Source organism: Hymenobacter edaphi, assembly GCF_003258365.1.
GTDB classification, from domain to species: Bacteria; Bacteroidota; Bacteroidia; order Cytophagales; family Hymenobacteraceae; genus Solirubrum; species Solirubrum edaphi.
The window spans coordinates 40,970-63,962 of sequence record NZ_QHKM01000007.1 but is presented as its reverse complement, the minus strand read 5'-3'; the positions used below and the strand labels follow the sequence as shown (position 1 = coordinate 63,962).

Genomic DNA, 22,993 nt, shown 5'->3' with positions numbered 1-22,993 from the left:
GATGTTGAGAACCAATTCTTAACGTGTCCAGCAATTAGCTGGTGGCACGCATGGCGTTCAGCATGTTGCCGTACACGCGGTTGAGCGAGTTCAGGTTGACGGTCAGTTTGGCGACTTCGTCTTTGAATTGCTCGGTGTCTTTGCCAGCGCTTACCAGGTTTTCCATAGCCTGGCTCAGCGTGCCGTAGAACTTGTTCATGGATTTCAGGTGCGTGTTGGCATCCTGCAGTTCCATTTCGTAGACTGCGTTCAGCGCGCCCAGGTTTTTGGTCACGTTCTGCACCTGCAGGTGGTATTCTTTGGCATCAGCCGTAGCGCTCGACATAGCCGACATGGCTTCAGCGGTCTGCTTGTAAGCAACGTTGATGTTGTCCAGCGACTGAGCGGCCGAACGCACGCGTTGCGTGTATTCGTCGGTAGCGTTGGTAGCGTCGCCCAGGGTGGTCAGCTGCGAAGTGGTGGTGCTCAGGCGGTTCAGGCCTTCACCCAGCGACTTGATAGCGTCGGGAGTCACATTGGCGTCTTTCAGCATGTCGTCGAGCTTGCGGGTCAGGCCCTTGCTCGAGTTGTCCGTAGCAGCAAACGAGTTGCTGTCGGTCGAAGGGTCGTAGCCTTCCGACAGTTGGGGGTAAACCAGCGCCCAATCCGGCTCTTTGTGCTGCGGCTGGAAGGCACTCAGGAAGAAGATAAGTGCTTCCGTGCCCAGACCGGCGATAATTGCCACGTCAGCACCAGGCCAGTGTTCGATTTTGAAGAGTGCGCCGATGATTACTACGGCAGCACCGATGCCGTAAATTTTCGGCATCACCACGTCGAACAGGAAGTTCTCTTTTTGTGCCATTAGTTAAAAGTTGGAAAGAAAGTGGGTGTTGGAGGTTGACTTAAAAAAGAGGGACAATCCCTTGGGTGGTTACAAACGGTTGTTGGTACCCATACCGATCTGAATCAGCGCGCAGCGGAAACCGATAAAGGAGCGGGCCGAATCCTGGTATTCGAAGTTGCGGGTACCCGTTTCAAGGTAGTAGGCAATGTCTTTCCACGAACCACCACGCACTACTTTGCGGGGCTCGTTGTCATCCGGGTTGGTCGGGTTCATGTCCCACACCACCGGCATCGAGGCCTCCAGAAAGGCGTCGTCGCACCACTCGGATACGTTGCCCGACATATCGTACAGGCCGAAGTCGTTCGGGAAATAGGAACCTACCGGCGAAGTGTAAGCGTAACCGTCCGAAGCGTAGTCGCCACGACCGGGTTTGAAGTTGGCCAGCATGCAGCCTTTGGTGTTGCGCAGGTACGGGCCGCCCCAGGGGAACGTCGCCAGTTCGCGGCCACCGCGGGCGGCGTATTCCCACTCAGCCTCGGAGGGCAGGCGGAAACCCGGTACCCCAGCTACGCCTTCCTCAGCAGCAGCGGCGTTTTTGTTTTTCGTGCGCCAGTTGCAGAAATACTTGGCGGCAAACCAGTCAACGCCGACTACGGGGTAATCGTCGAAAGCCGGGTGGCTGTAGTAGTATTCCATCAGCGGGTCACCCATGTGGTAGGTGAAGTCGCGCACCCATACCGTGGTGTCGGGGTACAGTTCCGTCATGATGTACTCCTGGCCCAGCACGTCCACCGAGTCCTGCATCACGGCGTTCATGAACTGCCGGTACTCGTTGTTGGTGATTTCCGTCTCGTCCATGTAGAAGCCGGCGATGGTTACCTGCTTGTTCATGTTAACCATCGAAGCGGCAATGTCTTCGTCGGTCTGGCCCATGTGGAAGGTACCACCGGGGCAAGGAACCATCCCGAAGGGGACTTCCTGCGGGTTGAATTCCGGTCGGTCCTGAGCTCCTACCAGGTCACCCTGGGGGCCGGTGCCGAAGCTGCAAGCCCCCAACATCAAGGCCACGGAGGCGATGAGGGGCAAACCAAGAAACTTGTTCATGTGAGGGTGAAAGTGACTGTTCAGGCGGCGATACCCAAAGATTACAATTTAGCGCTTGGCAAATTTAGCGACAATGCGTTTCGCAAACAAGCGTTTAGCCAAACCTCATTCGTTTGTCTACGAATTGGTTAGCCAACCCGTCAAACGGAAAGTGGTGCCGAGTTATTACACCAGCACCAAATTCCGGTTCGAAAAGCGTGGTAGCCTTGCCGATTATCGCCGTTTCCCGCGGTCTAGAAGCTGTAGCGGGGGGTACGAATAGCGGGGCGCGTGGCCAACCCGGGCTTGGGCAGGCGGTAGGAGAGCATAATCTCGTGCGAGCTGAAGGCCCGAGCCTGTTGGTTAAATGCAATCCAGTCGAAAGCGTAGCCAATCCGCAGCACATTGTCCTTCAGCACGGACGCTCCGAGCATGCCCGTCAGGGATTCGTCGTAGCGGTAGCCTACACCGCCCCAGAATTTGTCGTTGATGGTGGCGCGGGCGCCCACCTCGAACGAGTTGTTGTCAAACGAGAATTTCTTGCCGTCGCCGAATTTGCCGGGCAGTACCACCTTGCCGATGGCCGTAGGCGTCAGCACAATGTTGTCGGTCAGGTCAAAATTGTAGCCAACGCTCAGGTAGCTGTGGTTTTCAGCCGTGGCCGTAGCCCGTTTGCCCTGCGGGTTGCCAGCGGCATCGTTGATGCTCTGGAAGCTGTACTGCGAGCGGAGCAGGTTGTTTACGCTCAGGCCGGCGTACCAGCGCGGCGACTCGTACCACACGCCTACGCCTGCATCAAACTTGTTGTCGGAGCTGTTGGCGGGAATGTTCGGGTCGTAGGGGTCGACGTAGCGGTAGTCCCCGTCGCGGTGCCAGTTATTGTAAATACCTTGGATACCAACTCCAAAGCGGCCTTCGTCGCCTACCTTGAAGTGCTTGGAGTACGAAAGCGAAGCGGAGGTGATTTCCGACTGCGCAATTTCGTCGCGGTAGATGCTCACGCCCAGGCCGCCGCCGATGGCGCGTACGGGCAGGTTGGCCGTCAATGCGTAGGTTTTAGGCTCGCCGCCGCGGTCCAGCGTTGCTTTATAGTTAAAGTACTGATAACGCCCGATAGCCGTAATCTCCCCCTGACCTTTAATGCCGGCGTAGGCGGGGTTCAAATACATGCCGTTGAAGGCATAGTGGCTGAACTGCGGTTGCTGTTGGGCAACAGCCGAGCCTGCCACTGCTGAAAGCAGGAGGGTGGCAAGTAAATTTCCCTTCATAGGAAGCGACTGAGAGGTGGGTGGTTACGGTTGATGGGTGGGTCAGCGTAAGTTTTTCAAATGTATAGAAAAATCACCCCCCAACAAATCCTGCTAAAAAAACAAGCGGTAAGCATAATTATATGCTTACCGCTTGTTTTAGGACTGAGCAGCGCTGTTTTACGCTTTTTGCTTGTTGTTGCGGGCCTGCTCCTTGGCTATTTCAGCGCCGTGGTGTAAGCGAATGTAAGCTTCGATAGCACCGGTCATCGATGGGGCGTTGGGCTGCGGCGCTTCGATATCGAGCTCCAGACCTGCATCACGCACTGCCTTGGCGGTGGTGGGGCCAAAAGCGGCGATGCGCGTGCCTTCCTGCACAAAATCGGGAAAGTTGATAAACAGCGAGCTGATGCCGGAGGGGCTGAAAAATGCCAGGCAGTCGTACTTCACGTCGGACAGATCGGATAGGTCGCTGGCGACGGTGCGGTAGATGACGGCTTCGGTAAACTTGAAGCCGTTGGCGCGCATGAATTCCGGGATGTCATCCTTCCGGATATCGGAGCAAGGGTAGAGGAACTTCTCCCCCTTGTGCTTCTTAATGACATCGAAGAGGTCGGCGGCGGTGCGCTGCCCGATGAACAGCTTGCGCTTGCGCAGCACGATGTACTTCTGCAGGTAGTTGGCCGTTTGCTCGGAAATGCAGAAATACTTCATTTCGGCGGGCATCTCCAACTTGGCTTCCTGACAGATGCGAAAGAAGTGGTCGACAGCGTTGCGGCTGGTGAAGATAATAGCCGTATGCTCCTGAATGTTGACTTTTTCCTTGCGGAAGTCTTTGTAGGAAACGGGTTCTACCTGGATGAATTCGCGAAAATCCACCTTGATGCCGTATTTCTCGGCAATGGCAAAATACGGCGACACGTCGTTGGCCGGCTTGGGCTGCGTCACCAAGATGCTGCGAATGCGCTTGGCGTGCCGACCGGTACCCGGCTTGTCTGTGCTCTCGGCCATAAAGAGAAGAAAGTAAAACTAAGCGATACGAAGGGGCAGGGTGTGGACGAAGCCCCTGAATGCGGTGTTATCAGGAGGTGATTACCAACAACTTGAGCAACACCGTCAAGGGAATGATTTCGGTGGTGCAAAGGTACGAAAACAAATGCAGATTCAGCAGGGAGGTGCGCCGGTGCAGGGTGCGGGCCACGCGGAAAACGGTGGCCAATAACATCAACGAAACCACTCCGTTGGATACCAGCAACACGCCTTCGGGCCAAGTTTGATTGAGCACCAGGTACAGCAACATGACGATGGGCAGGAACAAGCCCATGAACAACAGGCTGCGCACGAACTCGCGGTACTGAACCAAGACCAAGGAGGATACATTAAATATATAGCCCATCAGCGACAGGTATACCACCTTGGCCAGAACGAAGCTGGCCACCACGACAGCGTAAGTGAGCACGCGCAGCACCAGCCCCGATTCGGATATAGCAAAAAGCCGCCGTAGAATGACGAGGCTCTGCACATTGGTGTGAATAGCCACGATAAGCAGCCCCAGCGAGAGGGAAAATATCAGAACCAGCAGCAGGTTGAGCCAAGTGATGGTTGGGCGCGACAGGAAGTTCTGCTCGCCGGCGGTGTTGCTCCAAAGTTCGTAGATGCGTGCAAAACCCGGCCGGTAGATGGTGCGGATGGCGCCGTAGAGCAGGCCAATCAGCAGCAGAAAGCAAAGGAAGATGTTTTCGCCCTCGTGGCCGGCGAGGCGTGGCTGGGGCTGCCAGCGCGCCGCGCCCTGCGTGCGGCCCGCTTTGGGCTCGGGAGCAGCGGCGTTGGCGAAGGAAGCGTAGTTGGGGGACTGCTCAGGATGCCACACACAGAGCAGGTGCGTGGTGCTCTTGCTGCCAGCGGGCAGCAGCGTTGCCAGATCGAGGGTGTAGTTGGCCGTGCTGGGGGCGCGGAAAACCAGCTGATTATCGAGAAACAGCGTGAGCTGCTGCCGGGCCGCGAAAGTGATGCGAAACGGCTGCCCTGGGCGGATATTGACCCACTGGTAGTAGGCGCGAGCGGGCGCGTGGTACCCCGGCAGATAGAGCACCAGCTTGTTGCTGGCGGGGGTATGAATCAGCCAGTCACTACCGAGGCCGGTGGGGGCGGCGGGCGGCAGCGGGCGGTATTCGGCAGCGCCGGCGGCAGGGCTCAGGCTCAGCAGCAGGCCAACGACGCCGGCCAGCCAGCAACAGGCCTTACGAAGCCACCCGCTGCCGGGCGCTACGGCTACGATACGTGCCAAGGAATACACTGAGCAACAACGAGAAGGCGAGCAGCGCAATAATCAGGATGGTATTGCCCTGCTCGGCGAAGTTGATGACGAACAGAATGACCACCAAGTTCAGCAGGGCCAGCAGCAGCACGGTGCTGATCTGCTGAAAACCCATGGCGAGGATGCGGTGGTGAATATGGTTTTTGTCGGGGGTGAAGGGCGAGGTGCCGTTCAGCACGCGCACCGCAAAGACGCGGATGGTATCGAACAAGGGCACGAACAGCACGCCAATAGCTACGGAAGGATTGGCCGACTGGAACGGGTGCAGCGCCTGCGGGTCGGCGCCCATTTCGATGAACTGAATGGTGAGCACAGACACGATAAAGCCACACAGCAGGGAGCCGGTGTCGCCCATGAAGATGGTGGCCTTGTGGAAGTTGTAGCGCAGAAAGCCGAGCATGCCGCCGATGACGCACACCGACACGAACACGTAGTTGCCGTAGTCGGCGCCGCCGTACCGGTAGAAATAGTAGCCGAAGGTGCTGACGATGATGATGACGATGGAGCCGGCCAGCCCGTCGAGCCCGTCGATGAGGTTGATGGCATTGGTGATGCCGGCAATGGCCAGGAAGGTAAAGGCGTAGCTAATACCGTCGGGCAGCTCGTGGATGCCCAGGATACCCTGAAAGCTGGTGATACGAATATCAGCCATGAACATCACGACGCCCGTGGCCAGCAGCTGCCCAACCAGTTTCTTGGCGGGCGAGATGGAAACCAGGTCGTCCTTCAGGCCGATAAAGAACAGCACGATGCAGCCGGCCAGCAGCTGCTGAATGCCGTTGCGCAGGTCGGCGAAGATGGTGAGGGCCGACATGAAGCCGGCGAAGATGGCCACCCCGCCCAGCCGGGGCGTGAGCACGGCGTGCACGGTCCGCTTGTTGGGCAGATCGAGCATATTCTTGAGGTGGGCAACGTAAATGACGGAGGGCACTGCGAACAGGGCCACCAAAAACGCCCATAAGAAGGCCAACCCCAGTGTCACGCCGTTAGGTGTCATAGATCGGTAGTGAGAGGGGTAAAGGTACGGAACGGCGAACGAAGCCGGACGCCGGCTAGCTGTGCAGCACGCCTTCGCGCCCGAGCAGCCCGATGGGAATCAGGTTGTCGGCCACGATGGAATCGGGCACAAAGATGAATTTCTTGTCGAAAATCTGACCGTCGCGGTAGTAGCTGATCCAGTACTGGTTGTTGAGATGAAACAGGGCAGGGTCGATGGGCTCCACGGGCACCGCCGACTGCGCCGCCACTTCGGGGAAGTGGTGGCGCAGGGTGGAAGTGCGCACGGTATGGCCTTCGGCATCGAGGCCGTAGCCATTGGAGCTGACAATGACGTTTTCCAGCGCAAACCGGTTATGGTTGAGCAGGTATACCAGCCAGCCAGCCTTGCCGGCTTCCACGGCGGCGGCCTCATCGGGGACGATGGCCACGGCCACGCCTTCTACGGGGTCAAAATTGATGTCTGCTTTCATGCGGGGCTGCTCCGATGGTACTATTGAGCAGATTCAAAAAAAGGCCGAAGCCCGGAATTATTCAACGATTTCAGCTTGCAGGAGTTCGGCCAGGTGCCGCAGCAGCCGGTCTTCCACTTCGCGCAGTGGCACTTCCCGGCCCAGCTCCCGCGCCAGCGAGGTCACGGCCTTATCGGTGATGCCGCAGGGCACGATGTGGCCGAAGTAGCCGAGGTCGGTGTTGACGTTTAGGGCAAAGCCGTGCATAGTCACCCAGCGGCTGCACTTGACGCCCATAGCGCAGATTTTCCGCGGATTGGGTGCGCCTTCCTCAAAATCGAGCCAGACGCCGGTGAGGCCGGCAATGCGCCCGGCCGCGAGGCCGTAGTCGGCCAGCAGGCGGATAACGGCTTCTTCGAGCGTGCGCAGGTAGAAGTGAATGTCGGGCCGGAAGTTGTCGAGGTCGAGGATGGGGTAGCCCACGAGCTGCCCGGGGCCGTGGTAGGTGATGTCGCCGCCGCGGTTGATGCGGTGGAACGTGGCGCCGTGGGCGGCCAGGGCCTGCTCGTCGAGCAGCAGGTGCTCAGGCTTGCCGCTTTTGCCCAGGGTGTACACGTGCGGATGCTCGCAGAGCAGCAGGTGATTGGGCGTGGCTTCGGGGGCCGCGCCGCTGGCTTCGCCCTGGCGGTTGCGCGTCTTGATGGCCACGGTGGCGGCCAGCAATTCCTCCTGCTGGTCCCAGGTGGGCACGTAGGCCACCCGGCCCAGGCGCTGCACCAGCACGCGGCGGTTGGCCCCGGCAGCCGGAGCAAATTCGGGAGTCGCCGCGGCGGCGGCGGGCACCACGGGCTGCACGCAGGCAGAGAGGAAGTCGGTTTCCATGAAAAGCAAAATTACGAAACCCAAACCATCGGCGCCGGCGGCTGGTTCGCTGAGGTCGTTGGCCGGTGCTGCAGCGAGCAGGCGCCGGCTCGGACAAAAGCGCTAGTTTCCGGCCAAACCTCTTCACCCGCTGCTATGCCCTCCCCTACCCTTGGCGCCGCCGGCGAGCAGGCTGCGGCCGATTATTACGTGGCCCGCGGCTACACCGTGGCCGCGCGTAACTACCGCGCCGGCCGGGCCGAAATCGACCTGATTGTGCAGCAACCGCAGCCGCTGCGCCTGGTGTTCGTGGAGGTGAAGGTGCGCACCGACCTGCGCTACGGCTACCCGGAGGAGTTCGTGACGCCGGCCCAGCAGCAGCGCATCCGCCGCGCCGCCGAGCAGTTCATCCTGCGCCACGACTGGCAGCACGACATCCGCTTCGACATCCTCAGCCTCACGCCCAATTCCCAGGGCTTCCGCATCGACGCATTCGAGGACGCGTTTTAAATGAATGTGGAAATGTGGGTAATGTGAGCATCGATGAACGACATTCTCACATTACCCACATTTCCACATTCAACCACATTTAAAAATCAGTTCCGGCGGGGCTGGCTGGGGTTCTTGGCGTCGGCTTCGCGCTTGTCGAGCTTGTCTTTTTCGTAGATGAGCACGCCGTTGCGGTTGTACTCCTTCAGCAGCACCGGCTCGGTTTCGGGTTCGTAGCCCGATTCACCGTACTCGTACTCGTAGTGGCGGCGGCTGCGAAACCCCCAGTATTTAGTCCACAGGCCTATTTTTTTACCATTCTCGAACTGCCCGTGCCAGTCGGGCTGGCCGTCGTTCTTGAAGCTCATGTACTCGCCTTCGAGCTTGCCGTCGATATAGGGCACCACCTCCTTGACCATGGTGTTGCCGCCGTCGTAGTAGCTGATGTTGGCGTCGCGCGGGAAGCCCTGCTCGTAGTGCACCTTGCTGATCAGGATGTTATCCTTGTTGAACCGCTCCCAGCGCAGGTGGCGCGTGCCCACGTAGTAGAAGCCCGTTTCGATAACCTTACCACCCTGCATCTTCTTGTAGGGGCCATGCAGGATTTTGTACTTCGCCAGGTCGATTTCGGCCAGGGTCGCGGTTTTCTCCAGCCGCTTCTTGACCGGGTTGAACAGCCACTTGGTCGGCGCGTACTGGTTGGGCTGCTTGGGCGTCTTCAGGTAGTAGAACACTTCGATGACCTGGTTCCGCCCCTTGGGTCCCGATTTGGTGTAGCCCTTTTTGATCCGCTCGCCCATGAAGATGCGCTTCTTCTTCTTGGTCAGCGACTTGCGCTGCTCGGCCTTTTCCTTTTCCAGGGCCTTGCGCTGCTCTTCCTTGCTGAGCTTCTTGACCGTGCTCAGCGAGGGCGCGTTGGTGGTGTCGCGGGCGGTGGTGAGGGTATCGGTACGGCCGGCCAGGCTGGCCGTGGCCGCCGCTTCGGGCTTGCTGTTAAAGGAAACCGTTTTTTTGGCGCAGGCGCTGAGCAGCAGGAAAGGCAGCAGCAACAGCGTGGGCGACAGACGGAACAAACGCATCGGCAAAGGCAGGCAGGGGGTTCTGGGGAGCGAAACGTAAATATAGGCGCAGATAGTGCCCGGCTGTGAGTTGGTGAAATAGTGAACTGGTGAGTTTGACGTTCTGACTGTCCCTAAATGCGCAAACGGCCCCGGCAACCGAAGCTGCCGGGGCCGTCTGACCTGATGGTGCCGCGGGGTGCCGCCGGAACGACAACCGCAACAGTTCATCAGCACACTATTTCACCACTTACTCCGCCGCCAGCAGCTCGGCGCTGCGCTTCACGAACTGCGTCAGGGCCTCGCCCTTCAGCATTCCTTGGGCCAGCAAAGCCAGGTCGAAGGCCTGCTTGGCCAGCTTGGTGGCGGCTTCACCTTCCAGCTTGAGCACGCGCTGGGCCACGGCGCTGTTGGCGTTGATGCTGACGGTGTAGCTATCCGGCAAGGAGCCGAACATGGCCATACCACCGCCCCCACCCACGCGCTGCATGTCCTTCATGCGGCGCATGAATTCGGGCAGGGTGATGATAACCGGCGCGTCCTGCGGCGACAGGGCTTCCACCTGCACCTGCATGGCGGGGTTGCTGATGGCCTGCGCAAACAGCTCTTGCAGCTTGGTTTTCTCCTCGTCCGACAGCACGCTCTCGGTCGTCTCCTCCTTCTCGATGAGCTTGCCTACCGTCTCGGCGTCGACGCGCTTGAAGGTGGTTTTCTCCTGCTTCTGCTCCAGCTGGCCGATGAAGTGCGAGTCGAGCGGGCCGTCGAGCTTGAGCACGTCGTAGCCGCGGTCCTGGGCCGCTACCACGTAGGCGTGCTGGGCCTCCGCGTCGGTGGTGTAGAGCAGCACGGTCTGGCCGTTTTTGTCCTGCTGGTTGGCCTGCACCTGCTCCCGGTACTCGTTGATGGTAGCAAACTTGCCGTCGACGTTCTGCAGCAGGGCGAAGTCCTTGGCGCGGTCGTAGAACTTCTCGTCGGAGAGCATGCCGTACTTCACGAACAGGCCGATGTCCGACCACTTCTGCTCGAAGCCCGCGCGGTCTTTGCGGTAGATTTCGGCCAGCTTATCGGCCACCTTCTTGGTCACGTACTGGTTGATTTTCCGCACGTTGGTGTCGGCCTGCAGGAATGAGCGCGACACGTTCAGCGGAATATCGGGCGAGTCCAAGACGCCGTGGAGCAGCATCAGGAACTCGGGCACCACGTCCTTCACCTCATCGGTGATGAACACCTGCCGCGAGTACAGCTGAATCTTGTTGCGCTGCAGCTGCAGCTCGTCCTTCACCTTGGGGAAGTACAGAATACCCGTCAGGTTGAAGGGGTAATCCACGTTGAGGTGAATCCAGAACAGCGGCGGCTCGGAGAAGGGATACAGCGTCTGGTAAAACTGCACGTAGTCCTCGTCGGTGAGGTCGGCGGGCTGCTTGGTCCACAGCGGCTGGGTCTGGTTGATGACCTCGCCCTCGAACTCGATGGGGATGGGCAGGAACTTGCAGTACTTATCTAGAATGCCGCGCAGCCGGGCCGTTTCCAGAAACTCGTCCGAATCCTCGGCTACGTGCAGCACCACGTCGGTGCCGCGCTCCGCTTTGTCGGTGGTTTCGATGGTGTACTCCGTGCTGCCGTCGCAGGTCCAGTGGGCGCCTTCTGAGCCTTCCTTGTAGCTCTTGGAGAAGATTTCAACTTCCTTGGCCACCATAAAGGCCGAGTAGAAGCCCAGGCCGAACTGCCCGATAATCTGGTCTTTGGCCGAGGCGTCCTTGTCCTTATACTTCTCTACGAACTCGGTGGCCCCGGAAAACGCAATCTGGTTGATGTACTTCTTGATTTCCTCGGCCGTCATGCCGATGCCGCGGTCGGAAATGGTGATGGTGCGGGCTTCTTTGTCCACGCTCACCGACACCTTTAGCTCCCCGGCTTCGCCCTGGTACTCGCCCAGCTGCGCCAGGCTCTTGAGCTTCTGCGTAGCGTCGACGGCATTGGAAACCAGCTCCCGAAGGAAGATTTCGTGGTCGGAGTACAGGAATTTCTTGATGATGGGGAAGATATTCTCGGTGTGAATCGAGATGCTGCCGGTTTCCTGCATGGCGGGTAGAAATGGGTTATGGAAAGAAGTCGGAAATGAAACGGCCCGGCCGCCCGCGGGGAGCAGCCGGGCCGAGGGGCCGGTGTCAAATCGTATTCCACATCCACCGGCAGCGCCCCAAAGCTGTCAGCCTGACAGTTGCAGGAGCCGAATTGTGCCGATAGGCCGCCAAAAGAGCCGGGGTCAGCGCCCGCTCACCCTTCAGGCCACCATGCGCGCGGTGGCCGGCACGGCCGGCAGGCCGGTGGGGTTGATCAGCCAGTCCAGGGCCGCCACGGAGTCGGAAAAGAACTGAATGTCGAAGCGCAGGTGCTGCTGCCCCTGGTGCAGCAGCGTTTCGGCCGCCAGTTGGTTGTATACGTTGGGGCTGAGCACCAGTGCCAGCTGGCGCAGGTGAACGAGTGGGGCCAATGTAGGCAGTACTTCGTCGCTCAACCAGATTTGGTCATCGAGGCCCAGGTTGGGCAGCCCGTTCAGGTCAATCACCCACGACTCGATGGCGTGCTGGTGCAACAAGTGCTGCACGTACTCCACGGCGGGCCGGAAGCGGTACATGTTGTGCTGGCCACGCCAGCGGTGGTAAAGCAGGCGCAGCGCGGGGTCGTGAAACAGGACGAGCGAATCGAAATGGAGCGAGTTCATCAGCACAAAGTCAGGCGGTTAGATGACCCGAAATAAGATTCGTGCCAAATCCCGATCTGGGAGACTCGGTTGACAAGTCGATTTGCTCGCTGAACGTAGCCCCGGACTGTGCGAATGCGCCGACGGTGGGTGTTAAGTGAGTTTGGATTTCGCTGTAAACGCCTCCAGAACATCCTGCTGAGCTCCGAGAAGCTTCTCTGCCTGCTGTGTCTGGCTCGTTCAGCGAAGCGGTAGAGAAGCTTCGCGGGGCTCCGCAGGACTAAAGCCTAAAATCCCAAACAAGCCCTTAAACGAACAGCGCCTCGGCCGGCTTGTCGGCGCTGGTGGGGGAATTTTTCTTGGGCCGGATCTGCCGGGCCAACTGCTGCAGGGTACGGAGTAAGATTCGCTTCATGGGTGGGGCGCAGGTAAGATGGGTGGTACAATCGGGTGAATAAGTTACGTAAAATCCAGGGCAGTTTGTTGTCGATTCTGCGTGCAACTTTGCCGGCCAGTTGGTGTTTTTGCACTTCCGTTTGGCCAGTCGCCAGCTTTGTCCGTACTTGGACCGTCCTTTCTCCCCTTCGATGCGCGAAATCCGCTCCCATATAGCCACCCTGCTGCTGCTCTGCTTTGTGCGGGTGCTGCTGCCGGAGTCGGCTATTCTGGCGCTGCACCGCCACGAGCACACGGAGAAGGAAGTAGCCCACCAGCCCGGCCGGCACGACAAAGCCGTGCTGAGCACCAAGCACCAGCACTGCCCCGTCGACCACCTGTTCGACGTACCGTTTCAGCCCGCTGCGGAGCTGACGGTGCCGGTGCCCTTCTACTCCTACGCCCGGCCCGAAGGCACGGCGCAGGAGTCGGTGTGGGCCGATACCACGCCCGCCGCGGCGTGGCTGCGCGGCCCGCCCGCCCAAGCCTAGAATGAGTGTAACCCCGGCTGCGCGGCAGTACGGGGTTGGCGCGTCGTCCTGCCCCGGCCACCAGTAGCCGGGCAGTACCGACGACGGCCCATCAATTCTCAGGCTGTTTCCTCTCATTTTCATGCTTTTCCGCCTTGCGGCGGCTCTGCTGTGGGCGGGGCTGTGCCTGGGCGTAGTCTATCAGGCTACGGCTCAGAGCACCTGCACCCTCCCGCTGGCGGGCCGCGTCACGGACCATGAATCGGGCGAGGGGCTGGCGGGGGCCACGGTAGTACTGCTGCCGGGCCAGGACGCCACCCAGACCGACCCCGAGGGTCATTTTCACTTCCACGTCTGCGCCGGCACCTACCGCGTGCAGGTTCATTTCCTCGGTTACCAGCCCGAGGAAGCGGAGCTGCGCGTGACGGCTGCCGCGGTGCGCAACTTCGCCCTGCACCCCGAAACGATCCGGCTGCAGGGGGCGGTGGTGCGCGGCACGCACGTCGAGGCGCCCACGCCCCAGGCCAGCGGCTCGTTGTCGGGCCAGGCGCTGCAGAGCACCCGGGGCCAGGCCCTGGGCGAGGCGCTGCAGAAACTGGCCGGGGTGACGGCCATTCAGACTGGTCCGAGCATCTTCAAGCCGATGATTCACGGGCTGCACTCCAACCGGGTGGCCATCATGAACAACGGCGTGCGGCAGGAAGGCCAGCAGTGGGGCCAGGAGCACGGCCCGGAAATCGACCCGTTCGTGGCCTCGGAGCTGACCGTGGTGAAGGGCGCCGCCGGCGTCCGCTACGGCTCCGACGCGGTGGGTGGCGTGGTGCTGGTGCAGCCCCGGCCCCTGCGCGACACGGCCGGCACGGGCGCCGAGCTGAACCTGGTGGGCATGTCCAACAACGGCCTGGGTGCGGCCTCGGCCACCGTGGAGGGCAACCTGCGCCGGCTGCCGGCCCTGAGCTGGCGGGTGCAGGGCAGCCTCAAGCAGGCCGGCAACACCCGCACGCCCGACTACTGGCTCGACAACACGGCCTTCCGGGAGCGAAACTTCTCGGCGGCCCTGGGCTGGCGCCGGGAGCGGTACGGCGTAGAGGCCTTCTACAGCCGGTTCAGCTCCCGCCTGGGCATCCTGAGCGCGGCCGTGGTGGGCAATCAGGCCGACCTGCAGGCCGCCATCGACCGGGGCCGGCCGGTGGGCAACGGCTCGTTCAGCTACGAAATCAACCGGCCCTACCAGCAGCTGCGCCACGACCTGGCGAAGCTGACAAGCTTCTGGAAAACCGGCAACGGCGGGCGGCTGACGGCTACCGTGGCCCATCAGCAGGATTTCCGCGACGAGTTTGACGTGGTGCGCGGCAGCAGCGCGGCCGGCAGCCGCAACCTGCCCCAGCTCAGCTACCTGAACTACACCAGCACCGCCGACGTGGTCTGGGAGCATCCGCACTGGGGCAACTTCAGCGGCTCGGTGGGCTTGAGCGGCACGTACCAGCGCAACCGTTATGCCCCGGGCAGCCGGCAGTTTATCCCCTTCTACACCAACCAGGTGGGCGGGGCCTTCCTCATCGAGCGGTGGCAGCAGCAGCGGCTGCTGCTGGAAGCCGGCCTGCGCCTGGACCGCCGCGACCTGCAAACCCGCCGCCTCACCCGGACCGTGCAGGACGATACCCTGCGCTACGGCGTGGAGCAGCAACAGTTCCGGTACTGGACGCCCGCCGCCTCCCTCGGGGCGGTGTACGACGCCAGCACCCACCTGAGTTTGCGCGCCGACGCCGGGCTGGTACGCCGCGCCCCGGCCGCCAACGAGCGGCTGGCCCAGGGCGTGCACAACGCCATCTACGAGGAAGGCTACGACGTGAGCCGCCCGGCCGGAGCAGCCCCGCTCGGGCCCGAAACCTCCTACAACCTGGGTTTGACCGCCACGCTGCACGACAACCCGCGCCTGAACGGGGAGCTGACCCTGTACCAGAACTACATCGACGGGTACATCTATCAGGTGGTGGCCGGCTCCTACCAGACGATTCAGGGCGTGTTTCCGCTCTGGCGCACCCAGCAGACCGACGCCGTGTTCCGCGGCCTCGACGCGCTGCTGACCTACGCCCCGGCCCCGGGCTGGCTGCTCAGCGGCCGGGCCGCCGTGGTGCGCGCCCGCAACCGCCGCCTCAACGACTACCTGGTATTCGTGCCCGCCGACCGGTTTGAGGCCACTGCCCGCCGCCAGTGGAGCACCGGCCCCGCGGCCCGGCTGCAGCGCCCCTTCGCCCAGCTGAGCCTGACGGCCGTGCGCCGGCAGGACCGCACGGCCGGCGCCGAGTACGACCTGCAGGCGGCCCCGGCCGGCTACCAGCTGCTCGGGGCCGAAGTGGGTACGACCATTCGCCTGGGCAACGTGCCGCTGGAGCTGAGCCTGGCCGGCTCGAACCTGCTTAACACCCGCTACCGGGAGTACCTGAACCGCTTCCGGTACTACGCCCAGGACCAGGGCCGCAACCTGACGCTGCGCCTGCGCGCCCCGCTGGAGTTTGGCCGCCGGGCCGGCTCCCGCTAGGGCGCGGGCGGGCTTTTCCCCTGCTTTTTCCACCATCCGGGCCGATTTGCCGCGCCCGACACCTCGCATCAGCGCCGCTGCGGCGCCTCCATTTTTCAATCCTCATTTCTCCCCAACCCATGAAAAAGACCTCGTTCCGCCCCTTCCTGGCCGCTCTGCTGCTGGCCACGCCGCTGCTGGCTACCTCCTGCAAGAACGACGACGACAACCCCACGCCCGACGACGAAAACGAGCTGATTACCACCGTGCGCTACACCCTCACGCCCGCCGGCGGCGGCACGCCCCTGACGGTAGAATACAAGGACCTCGACGGAGCCGGCGGCAACGCCCCCACCATCGGCAACCTCACGCTGACGGCCAACACCACCTACACCGGCGCCCTTACCTTCCTCGACGAATCGAAAAACCCGGCCGGTGATATTACGGCCGAAGTAAATGCCGAAAACGACGAGCACCTGATAGTGTACGTGCCCACCCCGGCCAACCTGGTAACCGTCACCCGCACCGACCGCGACCGGAACAACCTGGAAGTGGGCCTGGCTACCCGCCTGGTGACAACTACGGCCGCCAATGGCACCCTGAAAATCACCCTGCGCCACCAGCCCGGCACCAAAACCGGCCAGCCCGAGCCCGGCTCCACCGACGCCGAAGTGACCTTCCCGGTGACGGTGCGCTAGGCCGCACGCGGCCCGTCGGCGGGGCCTGAACGCCGGGCTCCGCCGGCCCTTCTTTTTCTGGTTTGCTGCTCCCGCTACTTCTGCCTCCAAAAGGCAGAACGCAACCGGTGTTGCCCTACGCAAGCGGCAGACCACAATCACAAGCAGCTGACTTTCAAACAAATAACCCTAAAGCCAGCTACTTCAACTCCTCTCCGACCTCATTTCATGAAATCATACCTCTTCGCCTCCCTGGCCGCCGCAGCTGCCCTTAGCCTGACTTCCTGCGACAAGGAGAAAGACAAGCAGGAGCCGGCGGCTCCCGAAACCGAAAGCGCCCATGTACGCCTGCTCATCACCGACAAAACCAGCTCGGCCGTGACGCTGCTGAACCCGGCCAAGAGCGAGCAGACCACTTTCCAGGCCTCGCACGGCGGCAGCTTGGTGTACCCGGCGGGCACCGGGCGCTGGGCCGTGGTAGCCAATTCCACCAACAGCCTCGTGGAGTTCTTCGACACCGGCATCGAGCGGCACGACGACCACGTGCACGTGGTGGGCACGCCCAAGTGGGGCCTGACCAAGGCCACCGCCCCCACCCCCTCGCACGTGTACAGCTCCCACAACCAGGTGAGCATCTTCCACGACGGCGACGCCTCCATCAGCCACGTGGCCGAAGACCAGCTGCACGCCGCCGCGGCCCCGGGCAACTTCCGCACCGGCACGGCCCACCACGGCGCCATGATCCGGTTCGACAACGGCAGCTACGCCGTGACGCACAAGAACAACACGGTGGCTGGTAGCCTGCCCGAGCAAGTCAAAATCGTGAATACGCAGGGCGCGGTGCTGCACGCGCCGGCCGTGGCCACCCAGGGCATCCACGGCGACGCGGGCGACGGGCAGCAGGCCCTGTTCGGCTCCAGCAGCGGGGTGCTGGTGGTGAAGCAGACCGGGGAGCAGCGCCTGCTGCCCTACCCGGCCGGCGCGGGCGCCAACTGGCTGTCGACCATCTACTACGCCAAGGCGGCCCGCACGTTCCTCGGCTCCCGCAACGGCTACGGCGTGTTCCGCATCGACCCGGCCGCCGGCACCATGACGCAGGTGGGCAGCACGGCGCGCTTCGTGCGGGCCGCCCTGGATGAGGAAGGCACCGCCGTGCTGGTGCTGGGCGAAGACGGCACCCTGACCGTGTACGACGCCGCCACCGGCGCCCGCCGCGCCAGCCGCAGCCTCAGCGGCCTGCTCGACGTGGCCGCCGCCACGCCCTACCTGGTGGCCAGCCGCCACTACGTGTACGTCACCAACGCCCCGCAGGGGAAAGTGCACATGCTCAGGAAGGACGACCTGGCCGACCACGGCACTTTTGCCGTCAACGGCGCCCCGCTGCGCCTGGCCCTGGTCGGGGCCGACGTGGACGCGGAGGGCGGCCACTAGGCCCGCCGCCACCGTTCCGCCCAGAGAAATTGCTATTTCCGACCACCGGCTGAGTCTGAGCTTACTCTGACCCAAGTCCGAGAGAAGTCTATGACTACTGCCGGTCTTCCTGCGCCAGCTCCGCTAGCGACACTAGTAGCAAAGTACCATTCTTCTTATCGGCGCCGACTCAGGCCGCTATCCTATAGTCGGCGGTGCGCCGCCGGCTTGTTTCTCTCCATTAGGTTTGGTTATGGAGAAAAGAGACGGAAAACACCGGTCCCTGGCCGGTGTTTTCCTGCTTCTGGTGCATCTTCCCGGCGCCCGTTCCGTTCATTGCCTTCCCGCTTACTCCCGCTTTTTTATGTCCCGCTTCCTGCTGGCCTCGGTGCTGCTGCTGGCCGCCGAAACCGCCGCGGCCCAGACGACGCCCGCCCCCACTCCCCGCGCCGCCGGCCGCGTCAGCGTCACCGGCCGCGTCGTCGACCAGGCCACGCAGCAGCCGCTGCCCGGCGCCACGCTGCTTTTCCCCGACCTGAAGCAGAGCACCGCCACCGACGCCGACGGGCGCTTCCGCTTCGAGCAGCTGCCCCGGGGCCGCTTTCTGGTGCAGATTCGCTCCCTGGGCTACGGCACGGTGGTGCGCACCGTGGATACCGGCAGCGCCACGGCCCTGGACTTCGCCCTGAGCCCGGCCGTGACCGAGCTGGGCCAGGTGGTGGTGACGGGCGTGTCGGCCTCCACCGAGCTGCGCCGCTCCCCGGTGCCCACCACGGTTATTGACAAAGAGGAGCTTAGCCAGCACGCCAGCACCAACGTCATCGACGCCATTGCCCGCACGCCGGGCGTAAGCCAGATTACCACCGGCGCGGCCATCAGCAAGCCCGTCATCCGCGGGCTCAGCTCCAACCGCGTCATCACCCTGAACAACGGCGCCAAGCAGGAGGGCCAGCAGTGGGGCGACGAGCACGGCATCGAAATCGACGAGTACAGCATCGACCGGGCCGAAGTCATCAAGGGCCCTGGCTCCTTATTATATGGCTCCGACGGCATGGCCGGGGTGGTCAACTTCGTGGCGCCCGACCCGGTGGACAACGGCCGGGTTATCGGCTCGGTGGCGGCCAACTACCAGACCAATAACCGCCTGCAGGGCTACTCGCTGATGAACGCCGGCAACCTGGGCGGCTTCAACTGGCTGGTGCGCGGCTCGGGCAAGGTGGCCGGCGACTACCGCAACCGTTACGACGGGCGCGTCTACAACTCGGGCTTCCGGGAGCTGAACGGCAGCGGCTACGTGGGCCTCAACAAAAGCTGGGGCTACTCGCACCTGACGTTCAGCACCTTCAACCAGCAGCTGGGCCTGATTGAAGGCGTGCGCGACTCGGCCACCGGGCGGTTTGTGCAGGAAGCGGCGGTGGGCGACGACGCGGTAAGCCGCCGCCTCGTCGACCCGAGCGCCTTCCGCGGCTACGGCCTCGACGTGCCCCGGCAGCAGATCAACCACCTGCGCCTCGGCACCGACAACAATTTCATTCTGGGTCAGTCGCGGCTGACCGTGAACGTGGGCTGGCAGCAGAACCTGCGCCGCGAGTTCGGCGACGTGCTGGCCGCCGACGACCCGAGCCTGTACTTCCAGCTGCGCACCCTCGACTACGCGGCCCGCTACTTCCTGCCCGAGCTGCGGGGCTGGAACACCACCGTGGGCGTAAGCGGCATGGCCCAGGAAAACCAGAACCTGGGCGCGGAATTCCTGATTCCGGCCTACCGCCTGTTCGACGGCGGCGTATTTGGCGTGACCAAGCGCACCTTCGGCCGGCTGGATGTGAGCGGCGGCCTGCGCTACGACCAGCGCCGCCTCACCGCCGACGCGCTCTGGCTCGACGGCCGGGAGCAGCCGGTGCCGGCCGGCACGCCGGGGGCCGAGCCGAAGTTTGCCGCGTTTCAGAACACCTACCGCAACTGGTCGGGCAGCCTGGGCGGGGCCTTCAGCCTTACCGACGACCTGGTGCTCAAGGCTAACGTAGCGCGGGGGTTCCGGGCGCCGAACATTGCCGAGCTGGGCTCCAACGGCGTCCACGAAGGCACCACGCGCTTTGAAATCGGCGACCCGGCGCTGCGGGCCGAAACCAGCCTGCAGTCGGACCTGGGCCTGAGCCTGAACACCGAGCACGTCACGTTCAGCGTCGACGCATTCGACAACCGTATCCAGCACTTCATCTTCCCGCGCCGCATCCGCAACGCGGCCGGCGGCGACTCCACCCAGATCAGCCCCGAGGACGGCGAGGAATACCGCGTGTTCGTGTACGGCCAAAGCCCAGCCAACCTGTACGGCGGCGAGGTGACGGTGGACCTGCACCCGCACCCGCTCGACTGGCTGCACTTCGAAAACTCGTTTTCGATGGTCCGCTCCCAGCGCCGCACCGACGAAGGGCGGCAGTGGCTGCCCTTCACTCCCGCCGACCGGCTGCAGTCGGAGCTGCGGGTGAACCTGCGCCAGGTGCCGGGGCTGAACCGGGTGGGCAACGTGTACGCCCGCGCGGGCCTGGAGCACAACTTCGCCCAGCGCCGCATCTTCGGAGCCTTCGACACCGAGACGCCCACCGCGGCCTACACGCTCGTCAACCTGGGCGCCGGCACCGACCTCACCAACGGCAAGGGCCGCACCCTGGCCTCGGTGCTGGTGGCGGTCAACAACGTGTTCGACGTGGCCTACCAGAACCACCTGAGCCGCCTGAAATACACCGACGCGAACAACGTGACCGGCCGCGTGGGCGTGTTCAACCCCGGCCGCAACGTGAGCGTGAAGCTGCTGGTGCCGCTGAGCTTCAATTGAGAAGCAGACCGATTACCGGCAGCGCTTACCTTTAAGCCATGCCGACAATGTACCTCATGCGAAGCACCGTCTGCGGACTGCTGGTTGGCCTCGGAGTCGGCGCGCTGTCGGCTCCCGCTGTGCTGGCGCAGACCAAGGTGCAGGCGGTGACCAATCCGCAGGAAAGGCAGCCTGAGCAGGTTTGGGACTTTACGAAACGCACGCGGGAGGCTTCGTTGCCGCGGATAGTAGCTGGGGTGTGGGTGCCGGATTGGGCTACGCAGCCCGATTCCTGCGTGCTACTGCTGCACTGCCGCCACTCGTTGTCAGCCCCGCAGCCCACACCCTATAAGCAGACTCCATTTCGGTTTACGGCATCCGGAGCCACCGTCACCCTCGACGCCGATAACCGGTTCTTGTTTATTACCCCCTTCGCCGACCCCGTCATCCTGCGGGCATACCGGGGGCGAAAATTGGTGTTCACGTACCGGTTTCGGGTCTTTTTGCTGCCTCCGCCGACTGTAGTGTGTACGCTCAGCAACGCGGATCAACGGCTGGAGCAGCTCCCGCTGACCGACCGGACTGTCTCGCTCAAAGCCCAGCCCAATCAAATGCTGGCCGTGTTTCTGCCCGATGATGCCCGCTACCGGGTTTCACAGGCCGAAATCAGCCTGCGTCGGGCCAATGAGCCGGTGGGTGCGCCGATCCAGGTCGTGGTAGCACCCGACCAGACCACCCATGCCGACATTGGACTTGGGCCGCTCGGAGCGGAGGCCCGGGCCGGTGATGAGCTGCTGATTCGGGTAAGTAAGCTGCAACGCAAGGCAGCCAATGACGAGATAGAAGAGGTCAGCTTCAATCAGCAATACACGATTCCGCTACGGTAGCGCCTTGGCTTTAAGGGTGTGGCACCAACCGGTGTCGCACCCCTAAGTCCTGGCTATACGTTGTAGAATCGTTTCAACGCCTCTGCCGCCATGCCCCACGACCATAACCACAGCCACGCCGGCCACGACCACGGCTCCGGCGGCCACCACCACGGCCCCGCCGACCTCGAAAACGTGGGGCGTTTCTTCGGCTGGGGCATTGCGTTGAACCTGGCTTTCGTGGCGGCCGAGGCCACCGGGGGCTGGTGGGCCAATTCCACGGCGTTGCTTTCCGATGCCGGCCACAACCTGTCGGACGTGCTGAGCCTGGCCCTGGCCTGGGGCGCCTTGCTCCTCGGCAAGCGGCCCGCTTCGGCGCGCTACACCTACGGCTTTAAGGGAATCAGCATTCAGGCGGCGCTGCTGAACGCAGCCCTGCTGTACCTGGCCTTGGGCATCATCCTGTGGGAAACCATCAGCCACCTGCGCCACCCCGAGCCGGTGAACGGGCCGCTGGTGATGCTGCTGGCCGGGGCGGGTATCGTGGTCAACGGCTTCACGGCCTGGCTGTTCAGCCGCGGGCAGAAGGGCGACGTGAACGTGCGCGGCGCCTACCTGCACATGCTCACCGACGCGCTGGTGTCGGTGGGCGTGGTGCTGGGCGGGGCGCTGGTGTACTTCACCGGCTGGCTCTGGCTCGATCCGGCCATCAGCTTCGTCATCCTCATCATCGTGGCCTATAGTTCCTGGGGGCTGCTGCGCGAAACGGTGCAGCTCAGCCTGCAAGCCGTGCCCACCGGCATCGACCCGGTGGCCGTGCGCCGCTTTCTGCTCGCCCAACCCGGCGTGACGGGCGTCCACGACCTGCACGTCTGGCCCCTGAGCACCCGCGACACGGCCCTCACCGCCCACCTCGTGCGCCCCAGCGGCACCGACAGCCGCTTCCTGCACGAGCTGCAACACCGCATCCAGGACGAGTTCAACATCGGCCACATCACCGTGCAGATCGAGCCCGGCGCCTGCACCCACGAAAGCTGCGACGCGGCGCACCCGTAAACCACGAATTACTGCGGCGCCGGCGGATTGCCCGGATTTCACTGGCCCCCTGCTGGCGCGAGTCTGGCGCGCGCAGCGCGTGACTCGTGTCGCCCAATGGAAGGGAGTCTCCGACTCCCGCCCCCGGCGCCTATACCAACGTGACCGGCAAGATTATTTCCGGCCGCCCGGCGTACTGCGCGGCACTGCTGTACACGTATTCTTCGGGCAGAAGGCAGATGCCCGCCCGTACCGGGTTTTCGTGCACGTAGCGCAGCCGTTCCCGCAGCCGCTCGGGCGAAGTCAGGGCCACCGGATGACTGCTGTGCTGCCACACCTGAAAGTCGCGGTTGTGCACGTTTTGCCGGCCATTCTGCTGAAACAGCCAGCGGAGCCAGCCCCGGCGGCTTTCCTGCTCGTGGCTTTCCACCAGCCGCATCAGCGCCACCGCCGTGAATTTCTTGAAGTCGCGCACGAAGGCCGACAGCGTAGCGGGCGTTTCGGACCGGGCAATCAGGTGCAGGTGATTGGACATGATGCAGTACGCAAACAGCTCCACGCCTTTGTGCTGCTGGCAGTAGCGCAGGCTGTCGATAACGACATCCTTGTAACAGCGGCGGCTGAACAGATCGGCCCACTCCACGATGGTAAACGTCAGAAAGTAAGCCTCGTCCGCGGAGCGGATCTTGTATTTCTCACTCATAGCTAGTGGTAGTTGATATCAGGGCTAGGAAGAT

20 protein-coding genes are annotated in these 22,993 nt (G+C 62.7%); 8 read left to right on the top strand and 12 right to left on the bottom strand.

Going from position 1 to position 22,993, the window contains the following annotated elements:
• Positions 1-34: 34 nt before the first annotated feature.
• From porL to lipB, 8 genes are all read right to left on the bottom strand, one after another.
• Positions 35-841 (bottom strand): type IX secretion system motor protein PorL/GldL, encoded by an 807-nt coding sequence (gene porL / locus DLM85_RS18995; protein ID WP_111479756.1) that lies wholly within the window; start codon positions 839-841, stop codon positions 35-37.
• A 69-nt stretch (positions 842-910) separates the two neighbouring features.
• Positions 911-1,927: a T9SS ring complex lipoprotein PorK/GldK gene (gene porK, locus DLM85_RS18990; protein WP_111479755.1), complete on the bottom strand. Its 1,017-nt coding sequence runs from the start codon at positions 1,925-1,927 to the stop codon at positions 911-913.
• A gap of 233 nt (positions 1,928-2,160) precedes the next feature.
• Complete coding sequence (locus DLM85_RS18985; protein WP_111479754.1) at positions 2,161-3,174, bottom strand: PorP/SprF family type IX secretion system membrane protein; 1,014 nt, start codon at positions 3,172-3,174, stop codon at positions 2,161-2,163.
• Between the two features lie 159 nt (positions 3,175-3,333).
• Entirely contained in the window at positions 3,334-4,164 is an 831-nt protein-coding gene (locus DLM85_RS18980) for a uroporphyrinogen-III synthase (protein WP_111479753.1), read from the bottom strand.
• A 70-nt stretch (positions 4,165-4,234) separates the two neighbouring features.
• Positions 4,235-5,440: a DUF4271 domain-containing protein gene (locus DLM85_RS18975; RefSeq protein WP_165822212.1), complete on the bottom strand. Its 1,206-nt coding sequence runs from the start codon at positions 5,438-5,440 to the stop codon at positions 4,235-4,237.
• Positions 5,394-6,416 carry an MraY family glycosyltransferase gene (locus tag DLM85_RS18970; RefSeq protein ID WP_243636039.1) on the bottom strand — a complete coding sequence of 341 codons (1,023 nt, stop codon included), beginning with the start codon at positions 6,414-6,416 and terminating at the stop codon, positions 5,394-5,396. Before DLM85_RS18970 ends, DLM85_RS18975 begins: the two co-directional genes overlap by 47 nt.
• 106 nt (positions 6,417-6,522) lie before the next feature.
• On the bottom strand, positions 6,523-6,939 hold the full coding sequence (locus tag DLM85_RS18965) for a hypothetical protein (protein ID WP_111479752.1): 417 nt from the start codon (positions 6,937-6,939) through the stop codon (positions 6,523-6,525).
• A 57-nt stretch (positions 6,940-6,996) separates the two neighbouring features.
• On the bottom strand, positions 6,997-7,800 hold the full coding sequence (lipB, locus tag DLM85_RS18960; RefSeq protein ID WP_111479751.1) for a lipoyl(octanoyl) transferase LipB: 804 nt from the start codon (positions 7,798-7,800) through the stop codon (positions 6,997-6,999).
• A 135-nt stretch (positions 7,801-7,935) separates the two neighbouring features.
• On the opposite strand from lipB, the gene DLM85_RS18955 reads away from it, so the two are divergent.
• Entirely contained in the window at positions 7,936-8,289 is a 354-nt protein-coding gene (locus DLM85_RS18955) for a YraN family protein (RefSeq protein WP_111479750.1), read from the top strand.
• Between the two features lie 86 nt (positions 8,290-8,375).
• On the opposite strand, the gene DLM85_RS18950 is transcribed toward DLM85_RS18955, so the two are convergent.
• The 3 genes from DLM85_RS18950 to DLM85_RS18940 all read right to left on the bottom strand — a co-directional run bounded on the left by DLM85_RS18950 (position 8,376) and on the right by DLM85_RS18940 (position 12,051).
• Positions 8,376-9,347 (bottom strand): toxin-antitoxin system YwqK family antitoxin, encoded by a 972-nt coding sequence (locus tag DLM85_RS18950; RefSeq protein WP_133257148.1) that lies wholly within the window; start codon positions 9,345-9,347, stop codon positions 8,376-8,378.
• A 229-nt stretch (positions 9,348-9,576) separates the two neighbouring features.
• Complete coding sequence (htpG, locus tag DLM85_RS18945) at positions 9,577-11,409, bottom strand: molecular chaperone HtpG (protein ID WP_111479748.1); 1,833 nt, start codon at positions 11,407-11,409, stop codon at positions 9,577-9,579.
• Positions 11,410-11,610: 201 nt separating this feature from the next.
• Complete coding sequence (locus DLM85_RS18940) at positions 11,611-12,051, bottom strand: hypothetical protein (RefSeq protein WP_111479747.1); 441 nt, start codon at positions 12,049-12,051, stop codon at positions 11,611-11,613.
• A 566-nt stretch (positions 12,052-12,617) separates the two neighbouring features.
• Between DLM85_RS18940 and DLM85_RS18935 the strand changes: the two genes are divergently transcribed.
• From DLM85_RS18935 to DLM85_RS18905, 7 genes are all read left to right on the top strand, one after another.
• Positions 12,618-12,956, top strand: a complete 339-nt coding sequence (locus DLM85_RS18935) for a hypothetical protein (RefSeq protein WP_111479746.1) — start codon at positions 12,618-12,620, stop codon at positions 12,954-12,956.
• Between the two features lie 121 nt (positions 12,957-13,077).
• Positions 13,078-15,477, top strand: a complete 2,400-nt coding sequence (locus DLM85_RS18930; protein ID WP_111479745.1) for a TonB-dependent receptor — start codon at positions 13,078-13,080, stop codon at positions 15,475-15,477.
• Between the two features lie 119 nt (positions 15,478-15,596).
• Complete coding sequence (locus DLM85_RS18925) at positions 15,597-16,154, top strand: hypothetical protein (protein ID WP_111479744.1); 558 nt, start codon at positions 15,597-15,599, stop codon at positions 16,152-16,154.
• A gap of 207 nt (positions 16,155-16,361) precedes the next feature.
• Positions 16,362-17,564 carry a PQQ-binding-like beta-propeller repeat protein gene (locus tag DLM85_RS18920; protein ID WP_111479743.1) on the top strand — a complete coding sequence of 401 codons (1,203 nt, stop codon included), beginning with the start codon at positions 16,362-16,364 and terminating at the stop codon, positions 17,562-17,564.
• Positions 17,565-17,907: 343 nt separating this feature from the next.
• Positions 17,908-20,376: a TonB-dependent receptor gene (locus DLM85_RS18915; RefSeq protein WP_111479742.1), complete on the top strand. Its 2,469-nt coding sequence runs from the start codon at positions 17,908-17,910 to the stop codon at positions 20,374-20,376.
• A 47-nt stretch (positions 20,377-20,423) separates the two neighbouring features.
• Complete coding sequence (locus tag DLM85_RS18910) at positions 20,424-21,242, top strand: GldM family protein (protein ID WP_165822211.1); 819 nt, start codon at positions 20,424-20,426, stop codon at positions 21,240-21,242.
• Between the two features lie 90 nt (positions 21,243-21,332).
• Positions 21,333-22,277, top strand: a complete 945-nt coding sequence (locus DLM85_RS18905) for a cation diffusion facilitator family transporter (RefSeq protein ID WP_111479740.1) — start codon at positions 21,333-21,335, stop codon at positions 22,275-22,277.
• Between the two features lie 130 nt (positions 22,278-22,407).
• Here the strand turns inward: DLM85_RS18905 and DLM85_RS18900 are convergent, their stop codons facing one another.
• Entirely contained in the window at positions 22,408-22,959 is a 552-nt protein-coding gene (locus DLM85_RS18900) for an REP-associated tyrosine transposase (RefSeq protein WP_111479739.1), read from the bottom strand.
• Positions 22,960-22,993 lie beyond the last annotated feature (34 nt).

Bases quoted from the DNA above. Each gene is read 5' to 3' on its own strand.
- porL (WP_111479756.1), bottom strand. From the start codon at position 841: ATGGCACAAAAAGAGAACTTCCTGTTCGACGTGGTGATGCCGAAAATT.
- porK (WP_111479755.1), bottom strand. From the start codon at position 1,927: ATGAACAAGTTTCTTGGTTTGCCCCTCATCGCCTCCGTGGCCTTGATG.
- DLM85_RS18985 (WP_111479754.1), bottom strand. From the start codon at position 3,174: ATGAAGGGAAATTTACTTGCCACCCTCCTGCTTTCAGCAGTGGCAGGC.
- DLM85_RS18980 (WP_111479753.1), bottom strand. From the start codon at position 4,164: ATGGCCGAGAGCACAGACAAGCCGGGTACCGGTCGGCACGCCAAGCGC.
- DLM85_RS18965 (WP_111479752.1), bottom strand. From the start codon at position 6,939: ATGAAAGCAGACATCAATTTTGACCCCGTAGAAGGCGTGGCCGTGGCC.
- lipB (WP_111479751.1), bottom strand. From the start codon at position 7,800: ATGGAAACCGACTTCCTCTCTGCCTGCGTGCAGCCCGTGGTGCCCGCC.
- DLM85_RS18955 (WP_111479750.1), top strand. From the start codon at position 7,936: ATGCCCTCCCCTACCCTTGGCGCCGCCGGCGAGCAGGCTGCGGCCGAT.
- DLM85_RS18950 (WP_133257148.1), bottom strand. From the start codon at position 9,347: ATGCGTTTGTTCCGTCTGTCGCCCACGCTGTTGCTGCTGCCTTTCCTG.
- htpG (WP_111479748.1), bottom strand. From the start codon at position 11,409: ATGCAGGAAACCGGCAGCATCTCGATTCACACCGAGAATATCTTCCCC.
- DLM85_RS18940 (WP_111479747.1), bottom strand. From the start codon at position 12,051: ATGAACTCGCTCCATTTCGATTCGCTCGTCCTGTTTCACGACCCCGCG.
- DLM85_RS18935 (WP_111479746.1), top strand. From the start codon at position 12,618: ATGCGCGAAATCCGCTCCCATATAGCCACCCTGCTGCTGCTCTGCTTT.
- DLM85_RS18930 (WP_111479745.1), top strand. From the start codon at position 13,078: ATGCTTTTCCGCCTTGCGGCGGCTCTGCTGTGGGCGGGGCTGTGCCTG.
- DLM85_RS18925 (WP_111479744.1), top strand. From the start codon at position 15,597: ATGAAAAAGACCTCGTTCCGCCCCTTCCTGGCCGCTCTGCTGCTGGCC.
- DLM85_RS18920 (WP_111479743.1), top strand. From the start codon at position 16,362: ATGAAATCATACCTCTTCGCCTCCCTGGCCGCCGCAGCTGCCCTTAGC.
- DLM85_RS18915 (WP_111479742.1), top strand. From the start codon at position 17,908: ATGTCCCGCTTCCTGCTGGCCTCGGTGCTGCTGCTGGCCGCCGAAACC.
- DLM85_RS18910 (WP_165822211.1), top strand. From the start codon at position 20,424: ATGTACCTCATGCGAAGCACCGTCTGCGGACTGCTGGTTGGCCTCGGA.
- DLM85_RS18905 (WP_111479740.1), top strand. From the start codon at position 21,333: ATGCCCCACGACCATAACCACAGCCACGCCGGCCACGACCACGGCTCC.
- DLM85_RS18900 (WP_111479739.1), bottom strand. From the start codon at position 22,959: ATGAGTGAGAAATACAAGATCCGCTCCGCGGACGAGGCTTACTTTCTG.